Origin of the sequence: Bradyrhizobium sp. CCBAU 51753, assembly GCF_015291565.1 — a bacterium.
GTDB lineage: Bacteria > Pseudomonadota > Alphaproteobacteria > Rhizobiales > Xanthobacteraceae > Bradyrhizobium > Bradyrhizobium ivorense.
Genome location: NZ_CP030037.1, coordinates 3,718,047 through 3,741,979, shown reverse-complemented (window position 1 = coordinate 3,741,979; position 23,933 = coordinate 3,718,047). Strand labels below are relative to the sequence as shown.

General features: G+C 66.2%; 23 protein-coding genes. 2 read left to right on the top strand and 21 right to left on the bottom strand.

The genetic code is table 11. The features are described from left to right. Nucleotides 1–79 precede the first annotated feature (79 nt). From XH93_RS16510 to XH93_RS16465, 10 genes are read right to left on the bottom strand one after another with little or no spacing between them, the layout of a single operon-like run. A complete protein-coding gene (locus tag XH93_RS16510) occupies nt 80–718 on the bottom strand; it encodes a hypothetical protein (RefSeq protein ID WP_246799643.1) in 639 nt (212 codons plus the stop codon). Beyond that, nucleotides 718–1,281: a type II secretion system protein GspM gene (gene gspM, locus XH93_RS16505; protein ID WP_194474336.1), complete on the bottom strand. Its 564-nt coding sequence runs from the start codon at nt 1,279–1,281 to the stop codon at nt 718–720. The genes XH93_RS16510 and gspM overlap by 1 nt, the downstream gene beginning before the upstream one ends. After that, nucleotides 1,278–2,351 carry a PilN domain-containing protein gene (locus XH93_RS16500; RefSeq protein WP_194474335.1) on the bottom strand — a complete coding sequence of 358 codons (1,074 nt, stop codon included), beginning with the start codon at nt 2,349–2,351 and terminating at the stop codon, nt 1,278–1,280. The genes gspM and XH93_RS16500 overlap by 4 nt, the downstream gene beginning before the upstream one ends. Further along, entirely contained in the window at nt 2,351–3,262 is a 912-nt protein-coding gene (locus XH93_RS16495) for a type II secretion system protein GspK (protein ID WP_194474334.1), read from the bottom strand. Before XH93_RS16495 ends, XH93_RS16500 begins: the two co-directional genes overlap by 1 nt. After that, nucleotides 3,262–3,969 carry a type II secretion system protein J gene (locus XH93_RS16490; protein ID WP_194474333.1) on the bottom strand — a complete coding sequence of 236 codons (708 nt, stop codon included), beginning with the start codon at nt 3,967–3,969 and terminating at the stop codon, nt 3,262–3,264. Before XH93_RS16490 ends, XH93_RS16495 begins: the two co-directional genes overlap by 1 nt. Further along, complete coding sequence (locus XH93_RS16485) at nt 3,966–4,475, bottom strand: prepilin-type N-terminal cleavage/methylation domain-containing protein (protein WP_246799642.1); 510 nt, start codon at nt 4,473–4,475, stop codon at nt 3,966–3,968. The genes XH93_RS16490 and XH93_RS16485 overlap by 4 nt, the downstream gene beginning before the upstream one ends. Then, nucleotides 4,453–4,911, bottom strand: coding sequence for a type II secretion system protein (locus XH93_RS16480; protein ID WP_194474332.1), 459 nt, complete (start codon nt 4,909–4,911; stop codon nt 4,453–4,455). The genes XH93_RS16485 and XH93_RS16480 overlap by 23 nt, the downstream gene beginning before the upstream one ends. A gap of 9 nt (nt 4,912–4,920) precedes the next feature. Next, nucleotides 4,921–5,394, bottom strand: a complete 474-nt coding sequence (gene gspG / locus XH93_RS16475) for a type II secretion system major pseudopilin GspG (protein WP_194474331.1) — start codon at nt 5,392–5,394, stop codon at nt 4,921–4,923. 53 nt (nt 5,395–5,447) lie between these two features. Continuing rightward, on the bottom strand, nt 5,448–6,659 hold the full coding sequence (locus XH93_RS16470; RefSeq protein ID WP_194475178.1) for a type II secretion system F family protein: 1,212 nt from the start codon (nt 6,657–6,659) through the stop codon (nt 5,448–5,450). Between the two features lie 4 nt (nt 6,660–6,663). After that, nucleotides 6,664–8,340 carry a GspE/PulE family protein gene (locus XH93_RS16465; protein ID WP_194474330.1) on the bottom strand — a complete coding sequence of 559 codons (1,677 nt, stop codon included), beginning with the start codon at nt 8,338–8,340 and terminating at the stop codon, nt 6,664–6,666. Nucleotides 8,341–8,668: 328 nt separating this feature from the next. Between XH93_RS16465 and gspD the strand changes: the two genes are divergently transcribed. After that, a complete protein-coding gene (gene gspD, locus XH93_RS16460) occupies nt 8,669–11,029 on the top strand; it encodes a type II secretion system secretin GspD (RefSeq protein WP_246799641.1) in 2,361 nt (786 codons plus the stop codon). A 24-nt stretch (nt 11,030–11,053) separates the two neighbouring features. Here gspD and XH93_RS16455 read toward each other — a convergent pair whose 3' ends face one another. From XH93_RS16455 to XH93_RS16425, 7 genes are all read right to left on the bottom strand, one after another. Further along, nucleotides 11,054–11,524, bottom strand: coding sequence for a Zn-ribbon domain-containing OB-fold protein (locus tag XH93_RS16455; RefSeq protein ID WP_194474329.1), 471 nt, complete (start codon nt 11,522–11,524; stop codon nt 11,054–11,056). Beyond that, nucleotides 11,521–12,714, bottom strand: coding sequence for an acetyl-CoA acetyltransferase (locus tag XH93_RS16450; protein ID WP_194474328.1), 1,194 nt, complete (start codon nt 12,712–12,714; stop codon nt 11,521–11,523). The genes XH93_RS16455 and XH93_RS16450 overlap by 4 nt, the downstream gene beginning before the upstream one ends. Then, nucleotides 12,714–13,991, bottom strand: a complete 1,278-nt coding sequence (locus XH93_RS16445; RefSeq protein ID WP_194474327.1) for a CaiB/BaiF CoA-transferase family protein — start codon at nt 13,989–13,991, stop codon at nt 12,714–12,716. The genes XH93_RS16450 and XH93_RS16445 overlap by 1 nt, the downstream gene beginning before the upstream one ends. A gap of 61 nt (nt 13,992–14,052) precedes the next feature. Continuing rightward, complete coding sequence (locus XH93_RS16440) at nt 14,053–15,276, bottom strand: ABC transporter substrate-binding protein (RefSeq protein WP_194474326.1); 1,224 nt, start codon at nt 15,274–15,276, stop codon at nt 14,053–14,055. A gap of 30 nt (nt 15,277–15,306) precedes the next feature. Continuing rightward, the gene (locus tag XH93_RS16435) at nt 15,307–16,308 is read right to left on the bottom strand and encodes a PDR/VanB family oxidoreductase (RefSeq protein ID WP_246799640.1); all 1,002 of its coding nucleotides are present in this window, start codon (nt 16,306–16,308) and stop codon (nt 15,307–15,309) included. Nucleotides 16,309–16,343: 35 nt separating this feature from the next. Further along, complete coding sequence (locus XH93_RS16430) at nt 16,344–17,663, bottom strand: Rieske 2Fe-2S domain-containing protein (protein WP_194474325.1); 1,320 nt, start codon at nt 17,661–17,663, stop codon at nt 16,344–16,346. Between the two features lie 14 nt (nt 17,664–17,677). Beyond that, nucleotides 17,678–17,995 (bottom strand): hypothetical protein, encoded by a 318-nt coding sequence (locus XH93_RS16425; protein ID WP_194474324.1) that lies wholly within the window; start codon nt 17,993–17,995, stop codon nt 17,678–17,680. A 274-nt stretch (nt 17,996–18,269) separates the two neighbouring features. On the opposite strand from XH93_RS16425, the gene XH93_RS16420 reads away from it, so the two are divergent. Beyond that, on the top strand, nt 18,270–18,680 hold the full coding sequence (locus XH93_RS16420; protein WP_246799639.1) for a MarR family winged helix-turn-helix transcriptional regulator: 411 nt from the start codon (nt 18,270–18,272) through the stop codon (nt 18,678–18,680). Nucleotides 18,681–18,691: 11 nt separating this feature from the next. On the opposite strand, the gene XH93_RS16415 is transcribed toward XH93_RS16420, so the two are convergent. The 4 genes from XH93_RS16415 to XH93_RS16400 are packed head-to-tail and all read right to left on the bottom strand — an operon-like array spanning nt 18,692 to nt 23,854. Beyond that, complete coding sequence (locus tag XH93_RS16415) at nt 18,692–19,885, bottom strand: CaiB/BaiF CoA-transferase family protein (protein ID WP_194474322.1); 1,194 nt, start codon at nt 19,883–19,885, stop codon at nt 18,692–18,694. 10 nt (nt 19,886–19,895) lie between these two features. Beyond that, a complete protein-coding gene (locus XH93_RS16410) occupies nt 19,896–22,124 on the bottom strand; it encodes an acyl-CoA dehydrogenase (RefSeq protein WP_194474321.1) in 2,229 nt (742 codons plus the stop codon). An 8-nt stretch (nt 22,125–22,132) separates the two neighbouring features. Beyond that, on the bottom strand, nt 22,133–22,942 hold the full coding sequence (locus XH93_RS16405) for an enoyl-CoA hydratase/isomerase family protein (RefSeq protein WP_246799638.1): 810 nt from the start codon (nt 22,940–22,942) through the stop codon (nt 22,133–22,135). 45 nt (nt 22,943–22,987) lie between these two features. Then, the gene (locus XH93_RS16400) at nt 22,988–23,854 is read right to left on the bottom strand and encodes a FadR/GntR family transcriptional regulator (protein WP_194474320.1); all 867 of its coding nucleotides are present in this window, start codon (nt 23,852–23,854) and stop codon (nt 22,988–22,990) included. Nucleotides 23,855–23,933 lie beyond the last annotated feature (79 nt).

Below are 23,933 nucleotides of genomic sequence, written 5' to 3'. Positions count from 1 at the left end.
GTCGACGCCAGTCGCCGTGTCGAACGCCGGCCGGCTACTTTGCATGGGGTTGTTTTCGCGGGTTTGATATCGCGCCCCCCTAGTGCCGCACTGCCAGCGGGGTTCGCGTCGTGCTCACCGGCACGAGGCTGACCTCGCCGCCGCTGTCGCTGCCGGGCGGCGGCAGCGTCAGCAGCGCGCCCTGCTCGTCCTTTTGCATCGTCGCTTCGCGTCCGTTGACGGTGCGCAGTTTCCAGCCCTGGAAATCGTCGCCGATCCGCAGCCGCAGCGCCGCCTTGGTCGATTGATCGAGGAAGATCCCGAAACTTTCGTCACCGCCGGCGATCGTGCCGACCAGCGACAGCGGCGGCGGCTCGATCTCGATGCGGCGCGGCGGCGGTGGCGACGGCTTGGCCGCGGCCGGTTCCGCGACCACGGCGGGCGGAGGCCGCCGCGACGGCGAGAACACCGGACGGTCGCGTGTGTTGGGCAGCGTCTTGAGCGGAATGGCCCACAGCGGATTGGCGCTGAGCGGCCGCGGCGTCGGTGCCGGAGTGGGTGCGACGCGGACCGACGTCACCGGCTCGGACGGCGGCGGAGATGTCAGTGCCGGTCCGCCGAGGCGGGTATCGTCGAGCAGCCCGGCATCGAGTGCGTCGCCCGAGCGATCGGGCACAGCCGCCGGTGCGGGATGAGCCGATATCGCCCAGAGGATCGCGATCGCCGCCGAGCATCGCATCATTTGGCTCCTCGCCATTGTCCGGAGACGCCGAGCAGCACGCGCAGCTTTCCGGGGTCGGCGCCCTTCGCCGTCTCCTCGCCGACCGGCTGCACCACCAGCTGGTCGATGAACAGGAACGGCATGCCGGCCTCGAGATCATAGAGCATCTCCTGCAATTGCGCCTGCTCGATCTCGCAGCTCGCGACCATGCTGATGAAGCCGGCCTTGGCCGGCACGTTGGGAACGTCGAGCTGGGTCGACAGCACGTTGCCGCCGACCTTGAGCACCGCGCCCGACACGCGTTGCAGCAGGCTGGCGCCGGCAACCGTGACGGTCGCGCCTTCGAGATAGGCCGAGCCGGCCGGCATGCCCGGCTCACCGGGCGCCCGGTTCGCCTTGGATCGCCCTTCCAATTGTTCCAGCATGGCGGCGGATGCCGCAACATCGCCGCGCCGGCCGACCAGATCCGACAGCGACGAGACCACGAGAAACAGGAGCAGCACCGCGAGGCCGAGATAGCTCGCCGTGGCGACGAGCGGCGAGGTGCTGATGGCGGCCAGCGACCGGGACGACACGCTCATGAGCCGGATCCAAAATAGGCGGTGATGTTGGCTTCGACGTGGAACCGTTCCGCCGGCTCGTTCGCCGCGTGGGTGGTCGGCGCGAAGAAGGTTGCACGGGTGAATTGCGGCGACTGCTCCAGCAAGCGGATCAGCGACGGCGCGTCCTGAGTCATTCCCACCACCTGCACCTTGTTGCCTTCGATGCGCAGCTCGGTGACATAGGTGGTGTCGGGCAGCACGCGCGACAGTGCCTCCAGCACCATGACGCCCGACGGCGTCGTCTGCTTGCGCTTGGCAAGCAGCCCGAGCCCGGATGTCTCGCCATCGGCGCCGATGCGGAGCGCGGCGCGGCGCTGCGATATCCGCTGCTGCAAGTCCTCCTGTTGCGATTGCAGCCAGCCGCCGAGATAGATGTTCAGCAGCAAGCAAGCCGCAGCCGCGGTCGCTGCCGAGATCAAGCCGATGCTCAGCAGACGCGGAACCCGCGGTCCGGCCAGGCCGCGAAGCGGCCGGTCGAGCAGCGTCACCTGCAGCGGAGCGCCGTCGCCGCCGACAGCCTGCGCCGAAACCGCCACGGATGCGGCGTTCAGCGTCCTGGCCAACCGCAGCAACGGATCGACCTTGGCCGCCGACGTCGCGCAGAACGCAACCTCGATGCGGTCATTGGCGGCCGGCCGCGGCGGGCTCCAGCCGAACACGGCATCGGCGGCAGTCCACGGCGTCAAGCGGTCGACCTGCGCGCGGATCATGCCGTCGAGAAAATCGGCCGCCTGGCTCGGAAAGTCGATCAGGCGGCTGACGATTTGATCGGACTGCAATCGCACCGCGATACGGCTGCCGTCAAAGGCCGCCTTCCAATCCGCAGGCAGCGGCGGCTGCGGCACATCGTGATCGAGCCGGAACGAGAGCGGCACCGCGAGCGAGCCGTCCTTCGACGTAGCGAGCCGGGCGGTGAACGTGCCGTCCACATTCTCGTCGAGCTCGATGCTGCGCCGGCGCGCGAACCGGCCCGCGGCGCCGTCGACCGCGATCGCAACGCCGCCGATCCATTGCTCAAACCATCGTCGCGCCTCGCCAAGGACCGTCATCAACTTCTCCCGCGGAGCTGAACTGGGGCGCGTGGTTCGACATCGTCCTGCCAGGACAACACGCGATAGGGTTCGACCTTGTCGCCGAGCGCGATCACGGCCTCCGATGTCGTGCGGCGGCCGTTGCGGAAGCGGATCGTGACCGCGACCCGGTAGCAGGGACTTTGCGCCGTCGGTGCTGCATTTTTCGGGTTCGGCGCCGGATCGCCAGAGGCGGCACCGTTCGGTGAGGCCGCCCGTCCGCCGAATCCGTCCTGCCGGTTCTCAAGCTTGCCGGTGGCCACCAACACCTCCGGCGCCGCGATCGTCTGATCGACATCCGGAGAGCCGTTGAACACCGTGACGAATGGCAAAGCGCGATCGACCAGCACGGCAGGGATGCCGGCGACCAGCGCCAGCTCGTTGACATGGGTGAACAGCCCTTGCCGCGGCGCATAGCCGAGCGCGTTATAGCGTGCCGCCTCCACGTTCTCGCTGCCCGGCGTCGGCCGGGTGCGCCAGCCGACGATCCGCTCGGCATATTCCGCCGCGGCGTCCTTGCGGGCGCCGAGCACGGTGAACAGGCCGGTCAGCATCTCCTTCGAGGCGTAGTTCAGGTCGAGCCGGGCCGCCTCCGACGTGAAGCTCACGGCGATGTTCGCATCATTCAGCCCGAACTGAAACGCGCCACGCGGCGGCCGCACCTTGGCATCCGACAGCGCCAATTGATAGGCAGCCAGTTCCACTCCGGCCGACACCAGCGCCTCGGTCTGCAGCGAGATGTCGTTGGCCGCCAGCGCGCGCGCCGATGCGGAGAGATAGGCCGAAAAGATCAGCGCCAGCGACGACAGCGCGAGCAGGATCCAGAGCACGGCAACGATCACGAAGCCGCGGCTGGCCGAGGACCGAGCGATGGTGCGGGCCGCGCGCATCACGTCTTCCCCGGATCGGCGGCGTCGTCCGGATTGCGCTTGTCGCCGCAATTGCCGTCCGGCTTGGTGCAGCCGCTCGGAATCTGGACATGGACCGGCGCGATGGTCGAGACCGACAACACCCGCTCGCTCGCCGCATCGCGCACCGTGAGGCGGATCATCGCCGGCAGCCGGTCGGCGTCCTTCCACGCCTTCTTCCAGATCCGGTCGGCACCGGCATAGGCAAAGGACAGCCGGCAGGGCGCGCGCAGCAGCACCACCGGGCCGCCGAAATGCACCTGTTCCGACAGCGACAATCCGTCGGCCAGCGGCGTGAACCGCGCCTGCGTGCGGACAGTGACGAACTCGCCGCCGTCCCTGGTCTCACCGAGACGCACCAAATCGAGCCCCGGCCCGGCGTTCGGCCCCACCGACGTTCGCACGAACATCACCGACAATTCCGATCCGTCGAACAGCGGCCGGCGCGTTTCACGGTTGGCGGGAACGAACTCCGCCGCAGCGAGATCGGCGCCGATCCGCTCCAGCGCGATTCCGATCAGCTCGCTGCGCTGGATGCGGTCGAGCCCCCGGTTCCAGCTCGGCAGCCATTGCGCGGTGATGTTGGCGAGCGCCGACAGCAATAGCCCCATCAGCACCAGCGCGACGATGGTCTCGATCAGCGTAAATCCGCGCTCGCGCGTCCGCCGTTTTGCCGCTGTCGCGCTCATTCCGGCGGCCTCGGCATCAGGCGCACGGTGCGAATGTCGGACAATGCGCCGCTCGGCGATCGGACGCGAATTCTGACCAGCTCAGGCGTCCAGGGCACATTGGCTCCCGGAACCGTCCAGCCGTTGCCGAGCGGACTGACATCGATGGTCCAGCGATAGCCTTCGGTCTGCCCCGTCGATGTGCCTGACTGCAACTCGGCGCGCTGCGGAACGCCGACCATCATTAATGTGCGTGTCGTCTGCATCAACGCCACGTGCTGCTCCATGGCGCGCACGCCGCGCGTCTTCACGGCCATGACCGAGCCGATCGCGACGATCGAGACCGCCACCAGCGCCAGCGCCACCAGCACCTCGATGATGGTGAACCCCGCATCGGCGCGGCTGGAGCTATTTCCGTTCCGATAGGATCGGAACGGAGCTCCAGATTCTTGCCTTGACGCGTTTTCTTCACGCGAACCGGTATCCACTTCGCTTGAAAACGCTCTAGTTGGCGGCGCGCGAAACAATTTCGACCCTTCCGGTGAGCCAGTTGACCCGAACCTCATAGCCCGCATCGAGCCGCGTCAGCGCGATGGTGCCGCCGCAGGACCCGCCACTGGCGAAGAAGCGAATGGTCGACAGCGCGGCCTGGCGCTGGCAGGTTTGCGGCAGCACCGCATCGAAGCGCACGTCGTCCGGAATTCGCACCATCATGCGCGACGAGCCGGAATGGATCACGCGGCTTGCGGCGTCCACCAGCGTGGCAACGCTGGTCGAGCGCTCGATCGCGGCATTGCGGTCGGCCTTCAGCAGCGTCGCGGCCTGCAGCGCGTAGGCCTGCAACCGCGACCGCGAAGTCTGGCGCGGAATGAACGGCAGCAGCACAGCCGCCAGCAGCGCGATGATGGCGAGCACGCACGCCATCTCGAGCAGGGTGAAGCCGCGCTGCCTCGTCTCGTTCATCCCGGTCATTCACTCCCTGGCGGCGGTCGCCTTCTCAAGCGAAATGTCGGCGGAGGTGCCGCTGCCGCCCTCCTGCCCGTCGGCCCCATAGGAGACGATGTCATAGGGCCCGTGCTCGCCGGGCGAGCGATAGACATAGGCGTGATTCCAGGGATCGGTCGGCACGTTGCCGCCCTTCAGATACGGGCCATTCCAGGCGGCGACCCCGGGCGTGCGCCGGACCAGCGCGGCAAGCCCTTCCGCCGTCGACGGGAACCGGCCGGCGTCGAGATAGAACAGGTCGAGCGCACTGGAAAAGCTCTGCAGCTGAATCCGCGCGGTCTTGACCTTGGACTCGCTGAGATAGTTGAGCACGCGCGGACCGATCAGCCCCATGATGAGGCCGATGATCGCGATGACCACCAGCATCTCGACAAGGGTGAAGCCTTCCTGGCCCGATCGCCGAGCTCTCGCCGACTGCCCACCTTGGCGTCTCGTATGCATCAAAAATGCCCTTGCGATGGTTTTGCGTGATGTTGTCATCGATGACCCCTGCTCTAGCCGACAAGCTGCGTAACGGAGAGCAGCGCTGTCATGACCGACACGATCAATCCGCCGACCACGGTCGAGATCGTGATGATCGCCAGCGGTCCGACGATGCCGACCACCCGGTCGAGGCTGCGCTGCAATTTTGCCTCGTAGAATTCCGCGACCCGCCCGGCCAGCACCGGCAGCTGTCCGGTCTCCTCGCCGAGCCGCAGCATGCGCACCGCCATCGGCGGCAAGCTGTCGGCGACCGCGAGCGCTTCCGACAATTTCCCGCCGTGACGGACGCGGTCGGCGGCGGCGGTCCAGTTCGCCTCGCTGCCGGTCACCGACATGATGTCGACGAGAATCCGCAGCGCGGCGGTGAGATTCACGCCGCTGCCGAGCAGGACGCCCAGATTGCGGCAGAACAGGCTGGCGCGATAGAACCGGAAAGCGCTGCTGATGCCCGGAAGCCGCGAGATCGCATTGACCAACGCGGCGCGCACCCGCGCCTGCCGCAGCAGCCACCACGAGACCGCGATCGTGGCCGCAGCGATCAGGCTTGCCGCGGTCGCATTGGCGCGGAGGAAATCCGATACCGCGATGAAGCTGGCGAGCGCGGTGTCGGACTTGCCGCCGAAATCCCCGAGCACGCTGGAAAACTGCGGCAGCACGAACAACAGGAAGAACAGCATCACGCCGCACGCCGCGACCAGCACGAAGACTGGATACTGCATCGCATCGATCAGTTTCCGCCGCATCTGCTCGGAGCGCGCGCGCTCGATCCCGAGCATCTCCAGAACCGAATCGAGCGTGCCGGAGACCTCGCCAACGCGGACCAGGGCGACGTACATCGCCTCGAACAGGGCGGGATGATCCGCCACCGCATCGGCAAAGCTCTCGCCGGTGAGCAGCGCCGCGCGGATCTTGGCGACGACGGGGCGCATCCGCCCGACATCGGCATCGCCGGACAACAGCTCGAGGGCATCGTCGAGGCGCGCGCCGGCTTTCAGGAGAAGTGCCAGGTCGCGGGTGAAAATAGTGACTTCGGCGGCGCTCGGCCCGCCGAACAGGTTGCGGCCGCCGGCGGCGCCGGACGCGCGTTTGTCCTCGATGGTCTCGATCGGCAGCAGCCTGAGATATTCGATCCGGCGCGCGACCTCGGCCGCGGTCGGCGCGGAAATCGTGCCGTTGACGACCTCGCCGGTCTGGGTCAGGGCGCGGTAGCGGAAATTCGGCACGGCGTCACCGTACCGTCGCAACGCGGAGGATTTCCGCGGGCGATGTCAATCCGGCACGGCATTTGGCAACCCCGTCATCGAGCATCGTGGTCATGCCGGCGCGGATTGCCATCTGGTCGATCTTCAGCCCGTCGGTTCGCTCTCCGATCAATTCGCGCAGCTCGTCCGACAGCTCGAGCAACTCGAACACGCCGAGGCGGCCGCGATAGCCGGTTCCGCCGCAGCGCTCGCAGCCGCACGGCTCCTGGATGATTTCGTCGGCACGGAAGCCGAGCGCGGCGAGCCTGGGGTCCTCGGTGAAGTCGGCCGTGATCAGCGGTCGCGGCGACTTGCAGCGCTCGCAAAGCTGGCGGACCAGGCGCTGCGCAATCACGCCGCGCAGCACCGAGCGCAGCAGATAGCCCTCGACACCGAGGTCGAGCAAACGCGGCACGGCGGCGGCCGCAGTCTCGGTGTGCAGCGTCGTCAGCACCAGATGCCCGGTGAGCGCCGCATGCACGGCGACATGCGCCGTCTCGGAATCGCGGATTTCGCCGACCATGATCACGTCGGGATCCTGACGCACGAAGGACCGCAGCGCGGTGGCGAATGTCAGCCCGATCGCCGGCTTGATCTGGGACTGGTTGACGCCGGGAATCTCGTACTCGACCGGGTCTTCGATGGTGAGAATCTTGCGGCTCGGCTCGTTGAGGATCGACAGGATGGTCGCAAGCGTCGTGGTCTTGCCGCTTCCGGTCGGCCCGGTGATCACGATCATGCCGTGCGGCAGCTTCAAAAGTCGCCGCAGCTTGTCCTCGTCGGGCGGCGAGAACCCGAGCTTGTCCACGATCAGCAGGCCGCGATCCTTGGGAAGGATACGGATCACAGCGGATTCACCGTGTTGCGTCGGCATGATAGCGACGCGGATATCGATGTCGGCCCGCCCCGCCCGCAGCCTCGCCGCGCCGTCCTGCGGCAGGCGGCGCTCGGCGATGTTGAGATTGGCAATAATCTTGATGCGGGAGACCACCGCCTGGGGCAGCACGCCCGACAGCGCCGCGACCGGCCGCAGCAATCCATCGATCCGCAGCCGAACCATCAGCCCGCCGGAGAACGGCTCGATATGGATGTCGCTGGCGCGGAGCTCAACGGCCTTCTCGATCAGATCGTTGACCGCGCGCACCACGGGCGCGCCGCTGGCGAGGTCGCGCAGGCTCTCGATATCGTCCTCGCGCGGCCCGGACGGCGCGGCCTCGACGGCCTGGCTCTCCTCGGCGCTGAAACTCTTGTTCAGCGCGATGACGACGTCCTCCGATGAGGCCACCTTCACCGTCAGCCCCGCGCCGAGCACGATCTGCGCCGCCCGCAGCGTCGCCTGGTCGGTCGGATCGACCACCGCGAGCATTGCGGTTCCATCGGGTTCCCGGCACGGATAGACCAGCGTCTCGCGCAGGAATCGCGGCGAGAATTTTGCGACCAGCGGCTCGGCCGCCGTCATCTCCTGCAGTGTCACGCGGGCCAATGTGAAGAATCGCGCGGCTTCGTCGGCAAACTCGACAGGCGAGAGGCTGGTGAGCTCCCACAGCTTCAGCTGACGATAATCGGCACCCTGCCCGGCCCGCTCGACCGGTCCGTCGTGCGGCGCAAGATGATTGTTCTGGCGGAGATAATCCACAAACCGAACGGAGAGGTCGTTGGCCATTCCTGTTATCCCGCCACGCTGTCCCGGGTGAGCTCGCGCCACAGCGCCTGCCCCGTTCGGCATTCGTTAAGTCGTGCGGTTATCGATCCGAAGTATGACAGCTGTGCGAAGTCACATCTTCCACGCGGTTCAAGAAACTTTGAGACGGCATCGTAGAGGCGAACGCGCAACGGTTGCCCTCGCAACCGCTGCCGCGACGTGAGCCACTGCCGAACGACGATGATGTCACCAATTTTATTTCTGTCATGTTCGATCGCTAAGAGTGCTCCGGGGCCGGGGATCGATCAGAAAAAATCAGAAACATCAGCCAGTCAGAGCGAAGGGCTTCATGCAACGCGCAGGCAAAATGGGCCGCTGCCCGACGATCCGTGGCGGCCTTGGAGCCGCATTCGTTTTGATGTCACTGGGGTTGTTGGCGTCCTGTAATTCCGCCACCGTCGGCGACGCAAGCGTGGACGCCGCCCAGCTCGACATCACCGATAAGGTTCGTTCTCTTGATCTCTCGTCGCGCCAGGCCCAGCAGGCCGGCGCGGTAGGAGCTGTCGGCAGCCAGAGCGGCAGCGTGCGGGCGGCGATGTATCAAGGCACCGATGTCACGACCGTGTCGGACGAACGGCCGCAACCGATCGCGAACGGCAACGGCTTCGATTTGAACTTCGAGAACACGCCGGTCGCGACAGTCGCCAAGGTCGTGCTCGGCGACATCCTGCACGTGGGGTATACGATCGACCCGCGGGTGCAGGGCACGGTCAGCCTGGTGTCGGTTCGCCCGGTGCCGAAATCCGACATGGTGTTTGTGCTCGAAAATGCGCTCCGCCTCAGCGGCGTCGTGCTGCTGCACGACACCACCGGCTATCGGCTGACGCCGCTCGGTGACGCCGTCGGCGGCGGCCGGGTCGATGCCGCGGCTGCCAATCCCGAACCCGGATTCGGCGTCTCGGTCGTGCCATTACAATATGTGTCGGCGCAGACCCTGCTGAAGCTGACCGACAGTTTTGCCACCAGGGCCGGCGCGATCCGTGCCGATACCACGCGCAATCTGCTGCTGATCCAGGGCACCGGCGCCGAGCGCCGCACCGCTGTCGATACCGTGCTCAGCTTCGACGTCGACTGGATGCGCGGTCAATCTGTCGGGATCTTCCCGATCTCGAGCGGCTCGCCTGCGCCCGTGATTGCCGAGCTGGAGAAGATCGTCGATTCCGGCGAGAACGGCCTCAGCCAGAACATCATCAAGTTCATGCCGATCACGCGCCTCAACGCCGTGATGGTGGTGACCAAGAAGCCGGAGATGCTGAAGACGGCCGCGACCTGGATCAAGCGTCTCGATCGCAATGATACGGCGCGAACCACCGTGCACGTCTACCGGGTCAAATATGGCGACGCTCGCCAGATTGCAAAAGTTCTGACCGACATGTTCCTCGGCGGATCGTCCTCCAGCTTGCTCGACAGTCCCGACAGTCAGCTCGCGCCGGGCTCTGGCACCGCGACGTCGTCGAGCGCCACGAACCGTCTGTCGCTCAACGGCAATTCGAACTCGGGCACCGGCGGCTTCGCTTCGCGCGGCACCTCGGGAACGGGGGCGACGGCGGGCTTAGGTGCCGGCGCCGGCGGCCAGGCCGCAACTGCCAATCCCAACCAGGACAGCACGGCGACGCTCGACAGCGGTCGCGGTTCCGGCGGCAGCGGCCAGCCGATGATGCAGGACGTGCGGATCACGCCCGACGCCGTCAACAACAAGCTGCTGATCTATGCCGACCAGGCCAACTATCGCCTCATCGAGGCGACGCTGCTGCAGATCGACGAGCCGCAGCTGCAGGTCGCCATCGATGCGACGATCGCCGAGGTCACGCTGAACAACAGCCTCTCCTATGGCGTGCAGACCTACCTCACCAGCCAGAACCTCGGCCTCAAGCCGAACACCGGCTCGATCCTCAACACCCAGGCGACGACGGCGCCGGCGACCACGACGGATGCGACGACGGGCGCCACCACCGTCGCGGGCTCGCTCACCAATGCCTTCATCAACCAGGCGTTTCCCGGCTTCAATTTCCTGATCGGAAATGCCACACAGCCGAGCCTGATCCTGGATGCGCTGCACGCCGTCACCAGCGTCAAGGTGCTCTCCAACCCGTCGCTGGTCGTGATCAACAACCAGGTGGCGACGCTGCAGGTCGGCGACGTCGTGCCGGTGTCGACCGGCAGCGCGACCGTGCTGACCACGAGCAACACGGTGGTCAACACCATCGACTATCGCAACACCGGCATCATCCTGCGGGTCTCGCCGCGGGTCAGCGTCAACGGCACGGTGCGGCTCGATATCGAGCAGGAGATCAGCAACGTTCCGGCAACCAGTGCGAACAGCCTGACGCCGACGGTGTCGGAGCGACGAGTCAAGAGCCAGATCGCCGTCGCCAACGGCCAGACCGTGTTGCTGGCAGGCCTGATCAGCGAGCAGCAGAGCGGCTCCCGCAACGCGATCCCGGTGCTGGACCAGATCCCCGGCATTGGCGACGCGTTCGGGCATCAGAGCAATGCGACCCAGCGCACCGAGCTGATCATCTTCATCCGTCCGCAGATCATCCGCGACGGCTCCGACGCCCGTAACGTTGCCGAGGAGCTCCGATCGAGATTGCGCGGCAACATCGCCACGACCTCGACCAATGCGGCGATCACGACCAGCGTCCATTGAGCGCTGAAACCAGCGGATGCGCCGTTACGGCGCATTCCGCTCCGAGCGCAACTGCCATTGCAGCAGCGAATAAGGCGGATTCGCCTCCGGATGATGCTCGAACACGCCTTCGACCTCGGCGCCGATCGCGACCGGCTGGCGGGGATCGCCGAGCAGATTGCCGACCATCCTTATGCTGCCGGCGTGAGGCAGTTCGACCAGCACCGCAATATAGGGCCCATGCGACTTCAGCGCCGGATGCGACGGATGCCACACCCGCTCCCAGCTGTAGATTCGGCCGCGCGGCTCGATCTCGACCCACGCGGGGTCAAAGGCGTGGCAGCGATGGCAGATCCACTCCGGCCCGAACTGCCACGTCCGGCAATGCGTACAGTGCTGCACCATGAGCCGGCCCTGGCGCAATCCCTCCCAATATGGCGCCGACAGGCCGTCAGGCTCCGCCACCGGAATCGGCAGGCCCGAAGGGAGATAGTGCGCGTTCGCATCGCCGCTCATAACGTCGCCTCCGACCCGAGGATGAGGTTGCTCGCGGGTGACACCATCGGGCCGCCGATCACCATTGCCACGTCGCTGCGCCGTGCCTGATTGGTCGACGTCCCCCGCACCTGCCGCACGGCTTCGATGACGAGCTCGAAGCCGTGCATGTAGCATTCGGCGAGATTGCCGCCGCTGGTGTTGAGCGGCAGCCGCCCGGACGGCGCGATCAGGTTCTCCAGGGTCAGAAAGTCGTTGGCCTGCTCCGGCTTGAAGAACCCATGCTCCGCGAGCGCCATCACGACGCCACCGGTGAAATTCTCATAGGCCTGGACCATGCCGACGTCGGAGGGTCCCACTCCGGCCATGCGGTAGAGATCAGGCGCAACCGTATCGAAGCTCGCGGTGGCGTAGTGCGGCACATTGTGCGCAGTGGCAGCCGCGCGATGTCCGGAGCCGGCGGCGGCGCCGAGCAGATAGGCCGGCTTGTGCCGGAACTCTTTGGCGCGCTCCGCGGGCACCAGCAAGATGGCCGCCGCGCCGTCATTCTCCATGCAGCAATCGTAAAGATGGAACGGCTCGACGATCCAGCGCGACGCATCATACTTGTCCGGATCGAGCGGTCTGCCGCGCATCACAGCGCGGGGATTGTTCTGGGCGTGGTGATAGGAGGCGAGCGCGATCGCCCGCTGTGCCTCTTGCCTGACGCCATGCTCGTGCATGTAGCGCTGCACCCGCATCGCAAAGCGTTGCGGCGGCGCCAGCACGCCATAGGGCATCAGATAGGCGCGTTCGCCGGAAACCGTGTTGATGCCGGTCGCCTGTCCGAAGCGGCCATACTGGCCCTGCGCCAGCGAGCGGAACACCACGACGCAGTCCGCCAGGCCCGCAACGATCGAGGCGGCGGCGTTGGCCACCGCCGCACAGCAACCACCGCCGCCACCGCCCCATTGCATGGTTGCGGTGCGCAGCCGGTGCGTGCCCAGCGCCGCGGCCAGCCGCGACGCCTCGCTGCGATCATCGCTGTAGGAGGAGAAGCCGTCGATGTCGCGCGGATCGATCCCGGCGTCCGCACACGCTGCGAGAACAGCCTTGAGCGCGAGCTTGAATTCCGGGTCCGGCGAGGCGCCGTGACGATAATACTCGGTTTCGCCGATCCCGACGACGGCGACGCGTCCGCGCAGCGTTCGCTCGTCTCGCGCTGTTGCCATCACGCCTCCTGTCGAGAATTTTGACCGCCGAAAGCGCCGCCGGCGGCAAGCCGCGCCAATTGCTCGTCGTCGTAGCCGAGCAGATCGCGCAGCACCGCTTCAGTGTGTTGTCCGACCGCGGGCGCCGCCACGGGATCGACGATCGGCGTCTGCGAGTAGCGGATCGGCAGGTTGACGTTCGGCACCCAGCCCAACGTTTCGTGCGGAATGCGCGTGACGATGCCGCGCTCCCTCGCCTCGGGTGAACGAATCGCCTCGCCGACCGTGCGCACCTGACCGCACGGCACGCCGGCGGCCCGCATCCGCGACTGCCAGTGCGACCAGGTTTTTTCAGCAAACGCCTCGCCGAGGATCGCGAACAGTTCGTCGCGCCGGCGGATGCGATCGGGGCCTGTCGCATAGATCTCGGCCACCGCAAGGTCCTCGCGCTCGAGGACCTGAGACATCAGGCGCTGAAAGATCTTGTCGTTGCCGCAGTTGATATAGAAGGCGCAGTCCTTGGCCTGAAACACGCCCGACGGGCAGGTATCCGGACTGGTGTTGCCGCTGCGCCGTGGATCGGCGCCGCTGAACAGCGATTGCATCGTGGCGTATCCGGTCATCAGCACCGCATTGTCGAACAACGATACCTCGATGGCCTGCCCACCACCACCGCGCTCGCGCGCCAGCAGCGCACCCAGGATCGCGTTGCACGCCATCATCGCGGTGCTGATATCCATTACCGGCGACAGTGCACGCACGCCCTCACGGTCGGCATAGCCATTCATCGAGACGAAGCCGCTCTCGACCTGCGCGATCGGATCGAAGCCGAGCCGGTCGGCGAAGGCGCCGTCGCGCCCATACGCCGACACCGCACAATAGATGATGTCAGGCTTGATGCTGCGGCAGTTCTCGTAATCGAGCCCCAGCCGCGCCATCACGTTGGCCGAAAAATTCTCGACGACGACGTCGGCCGTGCCGATCAGCTCGCGCGCAATCTTCACGCCTTCCGGAGTTTTGAGATCGAGCGCGACGCTGCGCTTGTTGCGGTTGGTCCAGAGGAAGGGCGCACCGTGGCCGAGATCGGGATGCAGCGGAGGATAGCGCCGCAGATCGTCGCCCCGGCCGGGCGCCTCGACCTTGATCACCTCGGCGCCCATGTCGGCCAGGATCATCGTGGCGAAGGGTCCTGCGATGAAATGCGAGAAATCGACCACCCTGATACCCGCAAGGGCCTTCGGCGCGTCGACAGGGCGAGGCGTGTGCTCGGGGAATTCGGCGTCAAGCTGATCCAGCATTGTGAGGGTCCATCAGTGCGAGAGATTCGATCCGGGCCTTGCGGCCCACAAGACCGCTTGTTCAGTTGCTCTTGGCCTGCTCGACCAGCGCGCATCCGCCCTGATCGAGCGGCCGAAATGCCTCGGGTCCGGACAGCACGCCGACCCGCTCCAGCTGGTCCCACTTGCCCTTCGAGGCGTCGGGGCGCTTCACTTTCAGGATGTACATGTTGTGGATGGCGCGGCCATCTGCGCGAACGACGACCGGTCCGAACAATTCATCGTCGATCGGCTGCTCCTTCAGCTTGCGGATCACCACCGGCGCATCGTTGGTTGCTGCCGCCAGCGCCGCGTTCAGATAGGCTCGCACCGAGGAATACACGCCGGCGTGGAATGCGGTCGGCGATTGCCCGTGCTGCCGCGCGCTGAACCTGGCCGACCAGGCCCGGCTGGCATCATCCAGGTCCCAGTAGAACGGCTGGGTAATGATCAGCCCCTGCGCCACCGCAAGCCCGCTGGCCTCGACATCGTTGGTTGTGGTCAGCAGCGCTGCGAAGGTCTTGCCGCTCTGCTTCAAGCCGAACTCCGCGGACTGCTTGATCAGGTTGACGGTGTCACCGCCGGCGGTTGCAAACGCGATCACGTCGGCGCCCGAGCCCTCGGCCTGCAGAATGAACGAGGCATAGTCCGCATTGTTGATGGGGACGTTGACCGAGCCGAGCACGGTGCCGCCGCCCGCGCCGATCACCGCCGTCCCGTCGCGCACCATGGACTTGCCGAGCGCGTTGTCGGTCGCGACGAAGTACCATTTCTTGCCGCCGTGACGGACAAGATAGGCGCCGATCGTGTGCGAGGCCGCCCAGGTGTCGAAAGTCCACTGGATCGTGTTCGGCGAGCAGTATTTCCCGGTCAGGTCCGACGTGGCGGCGCTCGAGGCGATCAGCGCCGCCTTACTGCCGCGCACGACCTCGTTGACGGCAAGGCCAACGGCCGAGTTCGGCACGTCGGCAACCGCATCAACCTTCTCCTGGTCGATCCACCGGCGCGCAATGGCTGCGCCGACGTCGGCCTTGTTCTGGTGATCGGCCGAGATGATCTCGACCTTGAAATCGGGATGCAGCCGCATGAAGTCCTCGGCGGCCATTCTTGCCGCCGTCACCGAGCCCTCTCCGGCATTGTCCGAGTACGGGCCGGAGGCGTCGTTGAGCACGCCGATCTTGATGCTGCGTGGCGTGTCGGCCAACGCCGGCGAGCACGCCCAAACGGCGAGAAGGGAAGCTGCAAGGCTCCGCGAAAAATACTTCATTTGTGTCCTCCCATTCGATTTGTTGTTGTTTCAGAGATCGAGCACGAGCTTCCGGCTTTTGGCGCCCGAGCAGCAGATCATGATGCTCTTGTTCGCCGCCTGCTCGTCACTGCTCAGAAACTGGTCGCGATGATCGGGGATGCCGTCGAGGACGCGGGTCTCGCAGGTGCCGCAGACACCTTCCGCGCAGGCGTAGTTCACGGCAATTCCGGCATCCAGCAGCGCGTCGAGGATGGTCTTGCCGGCCTCCACCGCGATCGTGCGGTTGCTGCGCGCGAGCGTGACCTCGAAGCCGCCTTCCACCGCGGCCGGCTGTTGGGCCTGGAAATATTCGACGTGCACGTGATCGGCAGGACGATCTTTCGTCGCCGCTTCGAAGGCTTCGAGCATCGGGACCGGGCCACAGCAATAGAGATGCGCATACGCCGGTGCATTTTTGACGATCGCCGCAAGGTCGAACACGCGTCCCGAGCGCTCGTCATCGAAATCGAGATGCAGGTTCGGATGAATGTCCGAGCTGAGCGTACTGAGCTCGTCGGTAAAGGCAGCAGCCGCGCGCGTTCTCGCGGCATAGAACAGTTCCCAACGCCGCCCCAGCGCGTCGAGACGGCGGATCATTGACAACAGCGGCGTGATGCCGATGCCGCCGCCGATCAGGACCGAGTGTTTGGCATCCTCGCAAAGTGCAAAATTGTTGCGCGGGGCCGAGATCGTGATGATGTCTCCGGCCCTCACCGTGTCGTGCACGAAGCTGGAGCCGCCTCGGCTCGCGCTGTCGCGGTTGACGGCGATGACGTAGCGATGCCGTTCGCGCGGGTCGTTGATCAGCGAGTAGCTCCGGATCATGCCGTTCGGCAGGTGCAGGTCGATATGGCTCCCCGCCGTAAACGGCGCGAGCTCGCTGCCGGTCGGCGACAGCAGCTCGTAGGAATTGATGGTGTCGGCCTCGTAGCTGATGCGCTTGACCCGGACGTTGAGCCTGCCTTCGGGCACAGCGCCGCGCCGCTGGCTGGCATCATCTACAACCGGCAAGTCGGCAGCCACGACAGCCGGGCGGACCGCCGCGTTCACAGCTCGTACCCGAAATCAGCGCCGAGCTTCGCCCGCATGAACGGCGCGCCGACATCGACCCAGGAATCCTCCGGCGGCAGTCGCAGCGAGACGGCGCGCACCATGAACACGTCAGGATCCGACACCCCCCTGGGCCTGACGGCGTGATCGCGATAGGCGCCGAGCGCCTCCAGAATGAAGCGCCGCGTCATCGCGATTCCAGTGTCGCTCGAACACAGCGTTTCCCTGGTGCGATCGAAGATCGGCGAAACCCCGCTCTGGCAGGCGCCGTCCTGCACCCAGAGGCCCGGCAGGCCGGAGAACCAGGTGGTCTGCTGCGCCTGATAGTCGAACTGAAAGCCGTTTTGCGGATTGTACTTGGTCCAGTAGCCGGCATACGGCACCGTCACCGGGTGCTGGACCAGCGCATGGCGGCTGGCATGGCCGCTCTCGCGACCGTTGTGTCCTTCGGCAAAGATCTGCCGCGTCTTCGGCGAAAGCGGCTCCGACGGATGATACGAGAACATGATGCAAAGCGTGTTCTCGTCGTCGATCGGCACCCAGGCATGACCGCTGAGATCAGGGAACGGCGACAGCGGCGGAACCAGCGTATAGAACGGCAGCAGGAACTGGTTGACGCGCCAGTACAGCGTGTTGGCGTCGTAGTTGCGCCGCGCGGCGATGCTCATGCCGAAATCCTGCTTGACGCATTCGAAGGTCGGCCGCAGGTCGCGCTTCTGGATCCAGGCGCTGGTGGTGCCCTGCGCGTCGAGCCGGCCGTGCAGCAGCGGCGCATGCGCCGAGTCGATTTCGCCTTCGACGGCCTGCAGCCAGTTGCACTCCTGAACACGAAGCGAGATGTGTACCTGCTCCGCCGGCACCAAATTCCATTCGAGGTTCGGCAGCGGCGGAAGTTCGGCCTGGTCGGGACCCATATAGGTCCAGATCATCCCGTTGCGCTCGCGGCATGGATAGGCCTTGATCCGCACCCGCTCCTTGAGCCGGCTGCGTACCGGCTCCGCCGGCATATCGGTCACCGCGCCGGTGACGTCGAATTTCCAGCCGTGATAGACGCAGCGCAGTCCGCAATCCTCGTTGCGTCCGAAGATCAGCGGCGCCCCCCGATGCGGGCAGGCCTGGTCGACCAGCCCGACGCGGCCCTCGGAGTCGCGGAAGGCGACGAGGTCCTCGCCGAGCAGCCGGATGCGCTTGGGCTGCCCGTCCTTGGCGAGATCCGCCGACGGCAGAAAGGGAATCCAGTAGAGGCGAAACAGGTCTCCGAGCGGCGTGCCTTTGCCGACCCTCACCAGGCGTTCGTTGTCATCGTGCGAGAGCATGGGTTTGCCTCCATTCAATTGCGGGTCGCGGCGCCGCCGAGCAGCGCGGCGACGCGTTCCGACAGTCCAAGGTCCTGCGCGGTCCAGAGCGGATCGGATGCGGTGAGCGGTTGTCGTGGAATCGGCGGCTGCTTCCCCTGCTCCACCAGGCCGACGATGATTTCGATGCGGCGCCGCTCGAGCTGCCTCAGGGCGTCCTCGACGACGGCAGCTTCCGCGGTGCAGCCCGGCAGTTCGGGATAGGCGAGCCGGATCAGCCAGCGTCCGGGCTCGGTCTCGACCGCCTCGGCCTCTAGCAGATAGGGAATCGACAGCAGCTCGCGCAGCTCCAAGACAACCTCCCTGAACGACGTCCTGCTTCCATTTAGTACGTATACGTACTACATAAGCTGACGGCTGGCAAGGGCCCGGCAAGGATTCGTCCCCTTGAATCAACTTCGCCGCTGCTTCACCGAGGGTTGAGGGCTTTCCGCCAAGCTGCTAACCGCTAACGCGAATTTCCAGCTGGGGTTCAACGAAGGCATGGCAGCCGACAAGGCAAGCAAGACGAATTCGGCCGCAGACATTGCGCGCAACTGGCAGCTCGAAGGCGGCGTCGGATTTCTGTTGCGGCTGCTGGAAGCCCGTTACGACGGGCTCTATCAGAGCATGACGCAACAGAGCGACATCACGCCCCGGCAGTTCGGCGTGCTGATGGCGCTGTACCAATTGGGCCCGCTGACCCCTTCCGTGCTGGCCGACCGCATCAGTTGCGATCGCAACACGCTGAGCGAAATGCTCAAGCGCATGGCGGAGCGCAGGCTGGTTTCAAAGAAGAGCAACCCGGACGACCGCCGGTCGCTTCAGGTGCAGATCACCGCCAAGGGCGAGGAGGCGCTGTTGTCCGTGGTGCCGGCCGCGGCCGAGCTGCAGAACATCATGCTCGCTCCCCTGCGCAAGGAAGACCGCGCGCATTTCCTGAAATGCCTGCTGGCGATCGCAAAGGCGGCGCCGCCGGAGTCCGCGTCCGACGCCTGAAGCCGCCGCCGTCAGGCCGGCCCCTTTCCAAAGGCGCCGGCGGCGGCAAGCCCGGCGATTGCATCCGCCGACAGGCCAAGGGTCCTTGAAAGCACCTCGTCGCGGTGCGCACCGACCGCCGGGACGGCCCGCCCGATCGATGTATCCGCCTCCGACATTTTCCAGGGCGGGTTGACGCCGAAGAACTCGCCGGCGCCATCCGTGATGGTGCCGAAGACACCGCGTGCCTGAAGATGCGGATCGCTCAGCGCCGCGCCCGGTTCACGATATTCGGCGCAAGGAACGCCGGCGCGATCGAGCGCCGCGAGGCATTCGGCTTTGCTATGGCGTTCGGTCCACTTCTCGATCACCTGCATCATGGCGGTCCAGTTGGCGCCGCGCGCGGGGATGGTGGCGAAGCGAGGATCGGTCACCAAATCCTCCTGCCCCGTCACCTCGCACAAAGCCGTAAAATTGCGCGCGGTGACCGGCGCGATCAGGATATCGCCGTCGCGGGTGCGCACCGGGCCATAGGTCGGGCGCGGCGCGGTGATCGGGAACTGGGCCTCCTGCAGCTCGTACACGAGCAGGTTCAGCATGCAGTCCATCAGCGCCACATCGATTCGCTGGCCCTTGCCGGTACGGTTACGCTGCACCAGCGCGGTCTGGATCGCGGAGTAGCCAAAAATGCCGCCGAGCACGTCGGCGACGAAAATGGCGCCGGCCGCCGGCCGCTCGCGATCGCCGGCATAGCGCATCAGCGAATGATCGAAGCCGCTCTCGGCATGCACGATCATGGCGTAGGCGGCGCGCTCGGCCGCCGGGCCGGACTGCCCGTAGCCCGAGATCGAGCAATAGATCAGGCGCGGATTGATCTCGCGCAGCGCCTCGTAGCCGAGACCGAGCCGGTCCATCACCCCGGGACGAAAATTCTCGACCAGAATGTCGGCCTCCGCGACCAGGCGATGCACCAGCTTGATGGCGTCGGCGTTCTTCAGGTCGAGCGCCAGGCTCCGCTTGCCGGCATTGAGCTGGCCGAAATAGGTGCTGTGGCCCTCGCGCAGCGGCGTCCGCAGCCGCATGTCATCGCCCTCCGGCGGCTCGATCTTGATCACCTCGGCACCGACATCGGCGAGCAGCCGTGCGCAATAAGGCCCCGCCAGCATAATCGAGAAATCGAGCACCCGCACGCCCGCGAGCGGTGCCCTGTCGCCGTCCTTTTGCATCCGGTCTCTCCTATCTCGGCAGCCCGAGCGCGCGCTGCGCGATCAGGCTGCGCTGAATTTCGTTGGTCCCGATGCTGATGACCCACATCAGCGAATGCCGCAGGTTCTGCTCGAAGCGGCCATTGTCGATCGCGCCCGGCATCTGCTCGGACAGCGCGGCGCGCATGCCGAGAATGTCGAGCGCGGCCTCGCCGAAGCGCTCCATCAGTTCGCCGGAAAACACCTTGCTGATCGCGCCATATTCCGGCGGGGTCACGCCGTCGGCGGCGAGCCCGGCGCAATGCATCATCAGCTGCCGGCCGATCTCGATCTCCGACGCCAGCGTCGCCATCTTGTCCCGAACGAGTGGGTCCTGGGCCAACGACCGATCACTCGCGACGCGCAAGCGCAGCTGCTCGAAGGCGTGCGCGACTTTCAGGACGATGCCACCGCCGACCAATCCGCGCTCGAAGGCGAGCGCGCCGGTCAGCACCTTCCAGCCGCCATTGACCTCGCCGACAAGGTTCCCGGCGGGAATGCGGACATTGTCATAGAAGATGTTGGCGAAGGTGCCGTCATACATCGTGCTCGACGGACGGATCGCGATGCCCGGCGCATCCATCGGCACGATGAACATGCTGATGCCGGCGTGCGGCGGCTTGGCGTCCTTGTCGGTCCGCGCCGCGAGGAACATGTATTTGCCCCACCAGGTGGTGGTCCAGATCTTCTGGCCGTTGATCACCCAATGGTCGCCGTCCCTGACCGCGCTGGTGCGCAGCGCCGCCAGATCAGAGCCCGCCTGCGGCTCGCTGTAGCCCATGCCGTGCATGGCCTCGCCGCGCAGGATTTCCGGCAGGTATTTTTGCTGCTGCTCCGGCGTGCCGAACATCATCAGCGCATTGGCCTGGATCGCCGCGCCGATCCGCGGTGCCTCAGCGCGCTCCATCGTCTCCATGAAGGCGATCTGTTCCAGCGCCGAGCGCCCCTCGCCGCCGAATTGTTCCGGCCACCCGAGACCGATCCATCCGGTTTCGCCGATGTCGCGCGCGAAGCCGGCATCGAACTCGCGCTTGGCGAACGGCCTCTGGTCGAATTCGGCCTTCCGCTCTCCCGACCAGTTTTGGTCGAGCCAGCGCCGAACCTGTTCGCGCAACGCATTTCCGGCGGGCCCGAGGTCGTATTGCGGCAGACCCGCGCCGCCGTCGTCCAGCAGATGCGCGGCCAGCCTGTGCTTCGCATCCGCCGCGCCGCCGAGCGCGATCGTGTCGAGGTGCACGCGCTTGAAATGCTGCGGGGCCTCGTGCTCCTCGGCATAGCCGATCGCACCGAACGTGTGCTGGGTCTCGAGCGAGACGCGCCGCAGCGCGTCGCCTGCGAACGCGGATGCGCAATCGGCGAAATAGCGCCAGGCGGCACCGCCGCTATCATGCAGCCGCGCGGCATGATCCAGAACGAGGCGGATGCCTTCGAGCGCGATCAGGCAGTTCGCCAGCTTGTGCTGGATCGCCTGGAATTTTCCGATCGGCTGACCGAACTGGTGCCGTTCCTTGGCGTAGTCCACCGCAAGCTCGAACCCGCGCCGCGCGGCGCCGTAGGCGCGCGCGACCAGCGCGACCTTGGCCTTGAGACGGAGATCCTCCATATCGGCCAACTCGGCGAGGATAAGCGTCACCGGCACCGCGCTCAGCCTGACCTCGTAGATTCCCCAGGCGCCCATCGCGCGGGTTGCGACACGATCGACGCCCGGAGCCGCAAGGTCGACCAGCGCCAGATTGGACCTATCGATGGCAACAATGAGATGCGTGGCACTTGCCGCGGCCTCGACGAAGCGAAGCACGCCCGTCCCCTTGCGGTCGGTGACCTCGATCGCGCCTGTGCCGGCGTCGGGATCGAGCCCGCCAAACGAGAAGGCCGCGACCGCCGTGCCGGCGTGCAGTCCGGCCAGCAAATCCCGCGCCGCTTCGGCCCGTGATCCCGTCAGCGCGAGATTGGCGAGCGCCGCCGACCACATCGGTGCGGGACAGGCGGCGCGGCCGAGTTCCTCCATCACCACCAATATCTCGCGCAGCCCGCCCTCGTCGTTGCCGGAGCCGAGCGCGGCAACGCCCTGCCCGACGAGCTTGCGCCATATGGCAGAGATCTCGTCCGACGAAGAGGCCGCCGCCATGCCGCGCGTGCGCCAATGCTCGTCGAGGAAGCCGCGCAGGGAGTCGCGCAGCATGCCGGCGATATCATCGCCGGACGGGTCGGGCGCTGCCATCGGCTGTCCTAGCGCTGGCCGAATTTCGGCTTGCGCTTCTCCTTGAACGACATCGTCGCTTCCTTGTGATCGGCGGTCTCGAACGTCACCTGCTCCAGCGCCATTGACGCTTCCAGCAGCATGTTGACGCGGTCCTTGATCACCTGATTGATCGACAGCTTGGTCCAGCGGATCGCCCAGGTCGGGCCGTTGGCGAGCTCGACCGCGATCTCGCGGGCCTTCGCCAGCACTTCCGCGCGGGGCGCGATGTGGTTGACGAGGCCAATCCGCTCCGCCTCCGCGCCCTTCAAGAGCGTGCCGCGGATCAGAAACTCCTTCGCCTTGCTGATGCCGACCAAGAGCGGCCAGATCACGGTGCCGCCGTCGCCGGCGACCAGGCCGACGCGCGAGACGTGGGTGTCGCCGATCCGCGCATCCTCGGCCATCACGGTGATGTCGCAGAGCAGCGCGTGGGTCGCGGCCAGGCCGATCGCATCGCCGTTGATCGCCGCGATGATCGGCTTGTCGAGCTCGAGCTGGCGAGTGACGCCGCGCCGGCTGATCATGGGATCGTGGACTTCGCCCTCTTCGAGCACGTCGCCGCCCGGCCGCTCCGACATCGCCTTGACGTCGCCGCCGACGCTGAAGAAGTCGCCGGCGCCGGTCAGCACCACGGCATTGACGGCGTGATCGTCGGCGAGGTCGTCCCAGATCGTGCGCAACTCGCGGATCAGTTTTTGATTGATTGCGTTGCGGGCCTGCGGACGGTTCAACGTCACGGTCGCGACCTTGTCCGCAACCTCGACCTTCAGACATTCATATTTGGCGTAGTTGGACACGTTTGCCTCCGTTGTTATTGCTGTTTCAGTGCTGAATTGTTCCGGCTAGCGCCGCAGTCCCGGCTGCACGTCCGCCAGTGCGACGTGCAGCGACATCGCGCCCGGATCCTGCTCCAGCATCCGCTGCACGGATTCCAGGTGCGCCCGCAACAGCCGGCTCGCCAGCGCCACGTTTCTGTCGTTCAGCGCCGCCAGGAACTGCCGCCGCTTCTCGGCGAGCCGCGCCATCGCGACCCCGCTCGACGCCACCTTGGCATAGACGAAGCGCATGTGGATCTCGGTGACGGAATCCACGATCATCGCGATCACCTTGTTGCCGGTCGACGCCGCCAGCAACTTGTAGAACTCGCGCGAGCACTCGACCCGGTCGAGCAACCGCCCCTCCTTGGTCGCAAGCTCGGTCCGCGCGATGTTGGCCTCGAGCGCATCGAGATCGGCGCGCCGCGCGTTGGCGCAGGCCAGCCGGACCACCAGATCGAGCACGTGAACCCGCGCCTCGGACAATTCCCCGACCGAGATCGTGCCGAGGCTCAGCATGTCGCGCATCACCTCGTTCATGCGGCGGGTGTCGCCCTGCTGGATGAAGGCGCCGCCCTTAACGCCCTTCTGCAGCTTCAGCACGCCGGCCATCTCGAGGCTGCGGAGCGCTTCCCGCAGCACGTTGCGGCTGACGCCGAGCTGCTGCGCCAGCTCGCGCTCGGCCGGCAATTTGTCGCCGGGCTTCAAGACGCCGAGCGCCAACTGCTCGCGAATCCGCTCGCAGATTTCCTCGAACGTCCGCCTGGTGTGGATCGGCTTGAAGGTCGGCGCGGCCGCACTACCTGCGGCGCGAAGATCGATGGCGCGCTCGCGCCGGTTCGGTGCGGCGGCCCGGGGACGCGCGGGCGCGCGAGGGCTTGACTTGGTGCTCATGAGGTGGATTATTAAATGGATCACCCATTCAATGGAAGCCCCTTTTTGGCTTCCGGCGAAAGAAGACGACCGGGGAGTC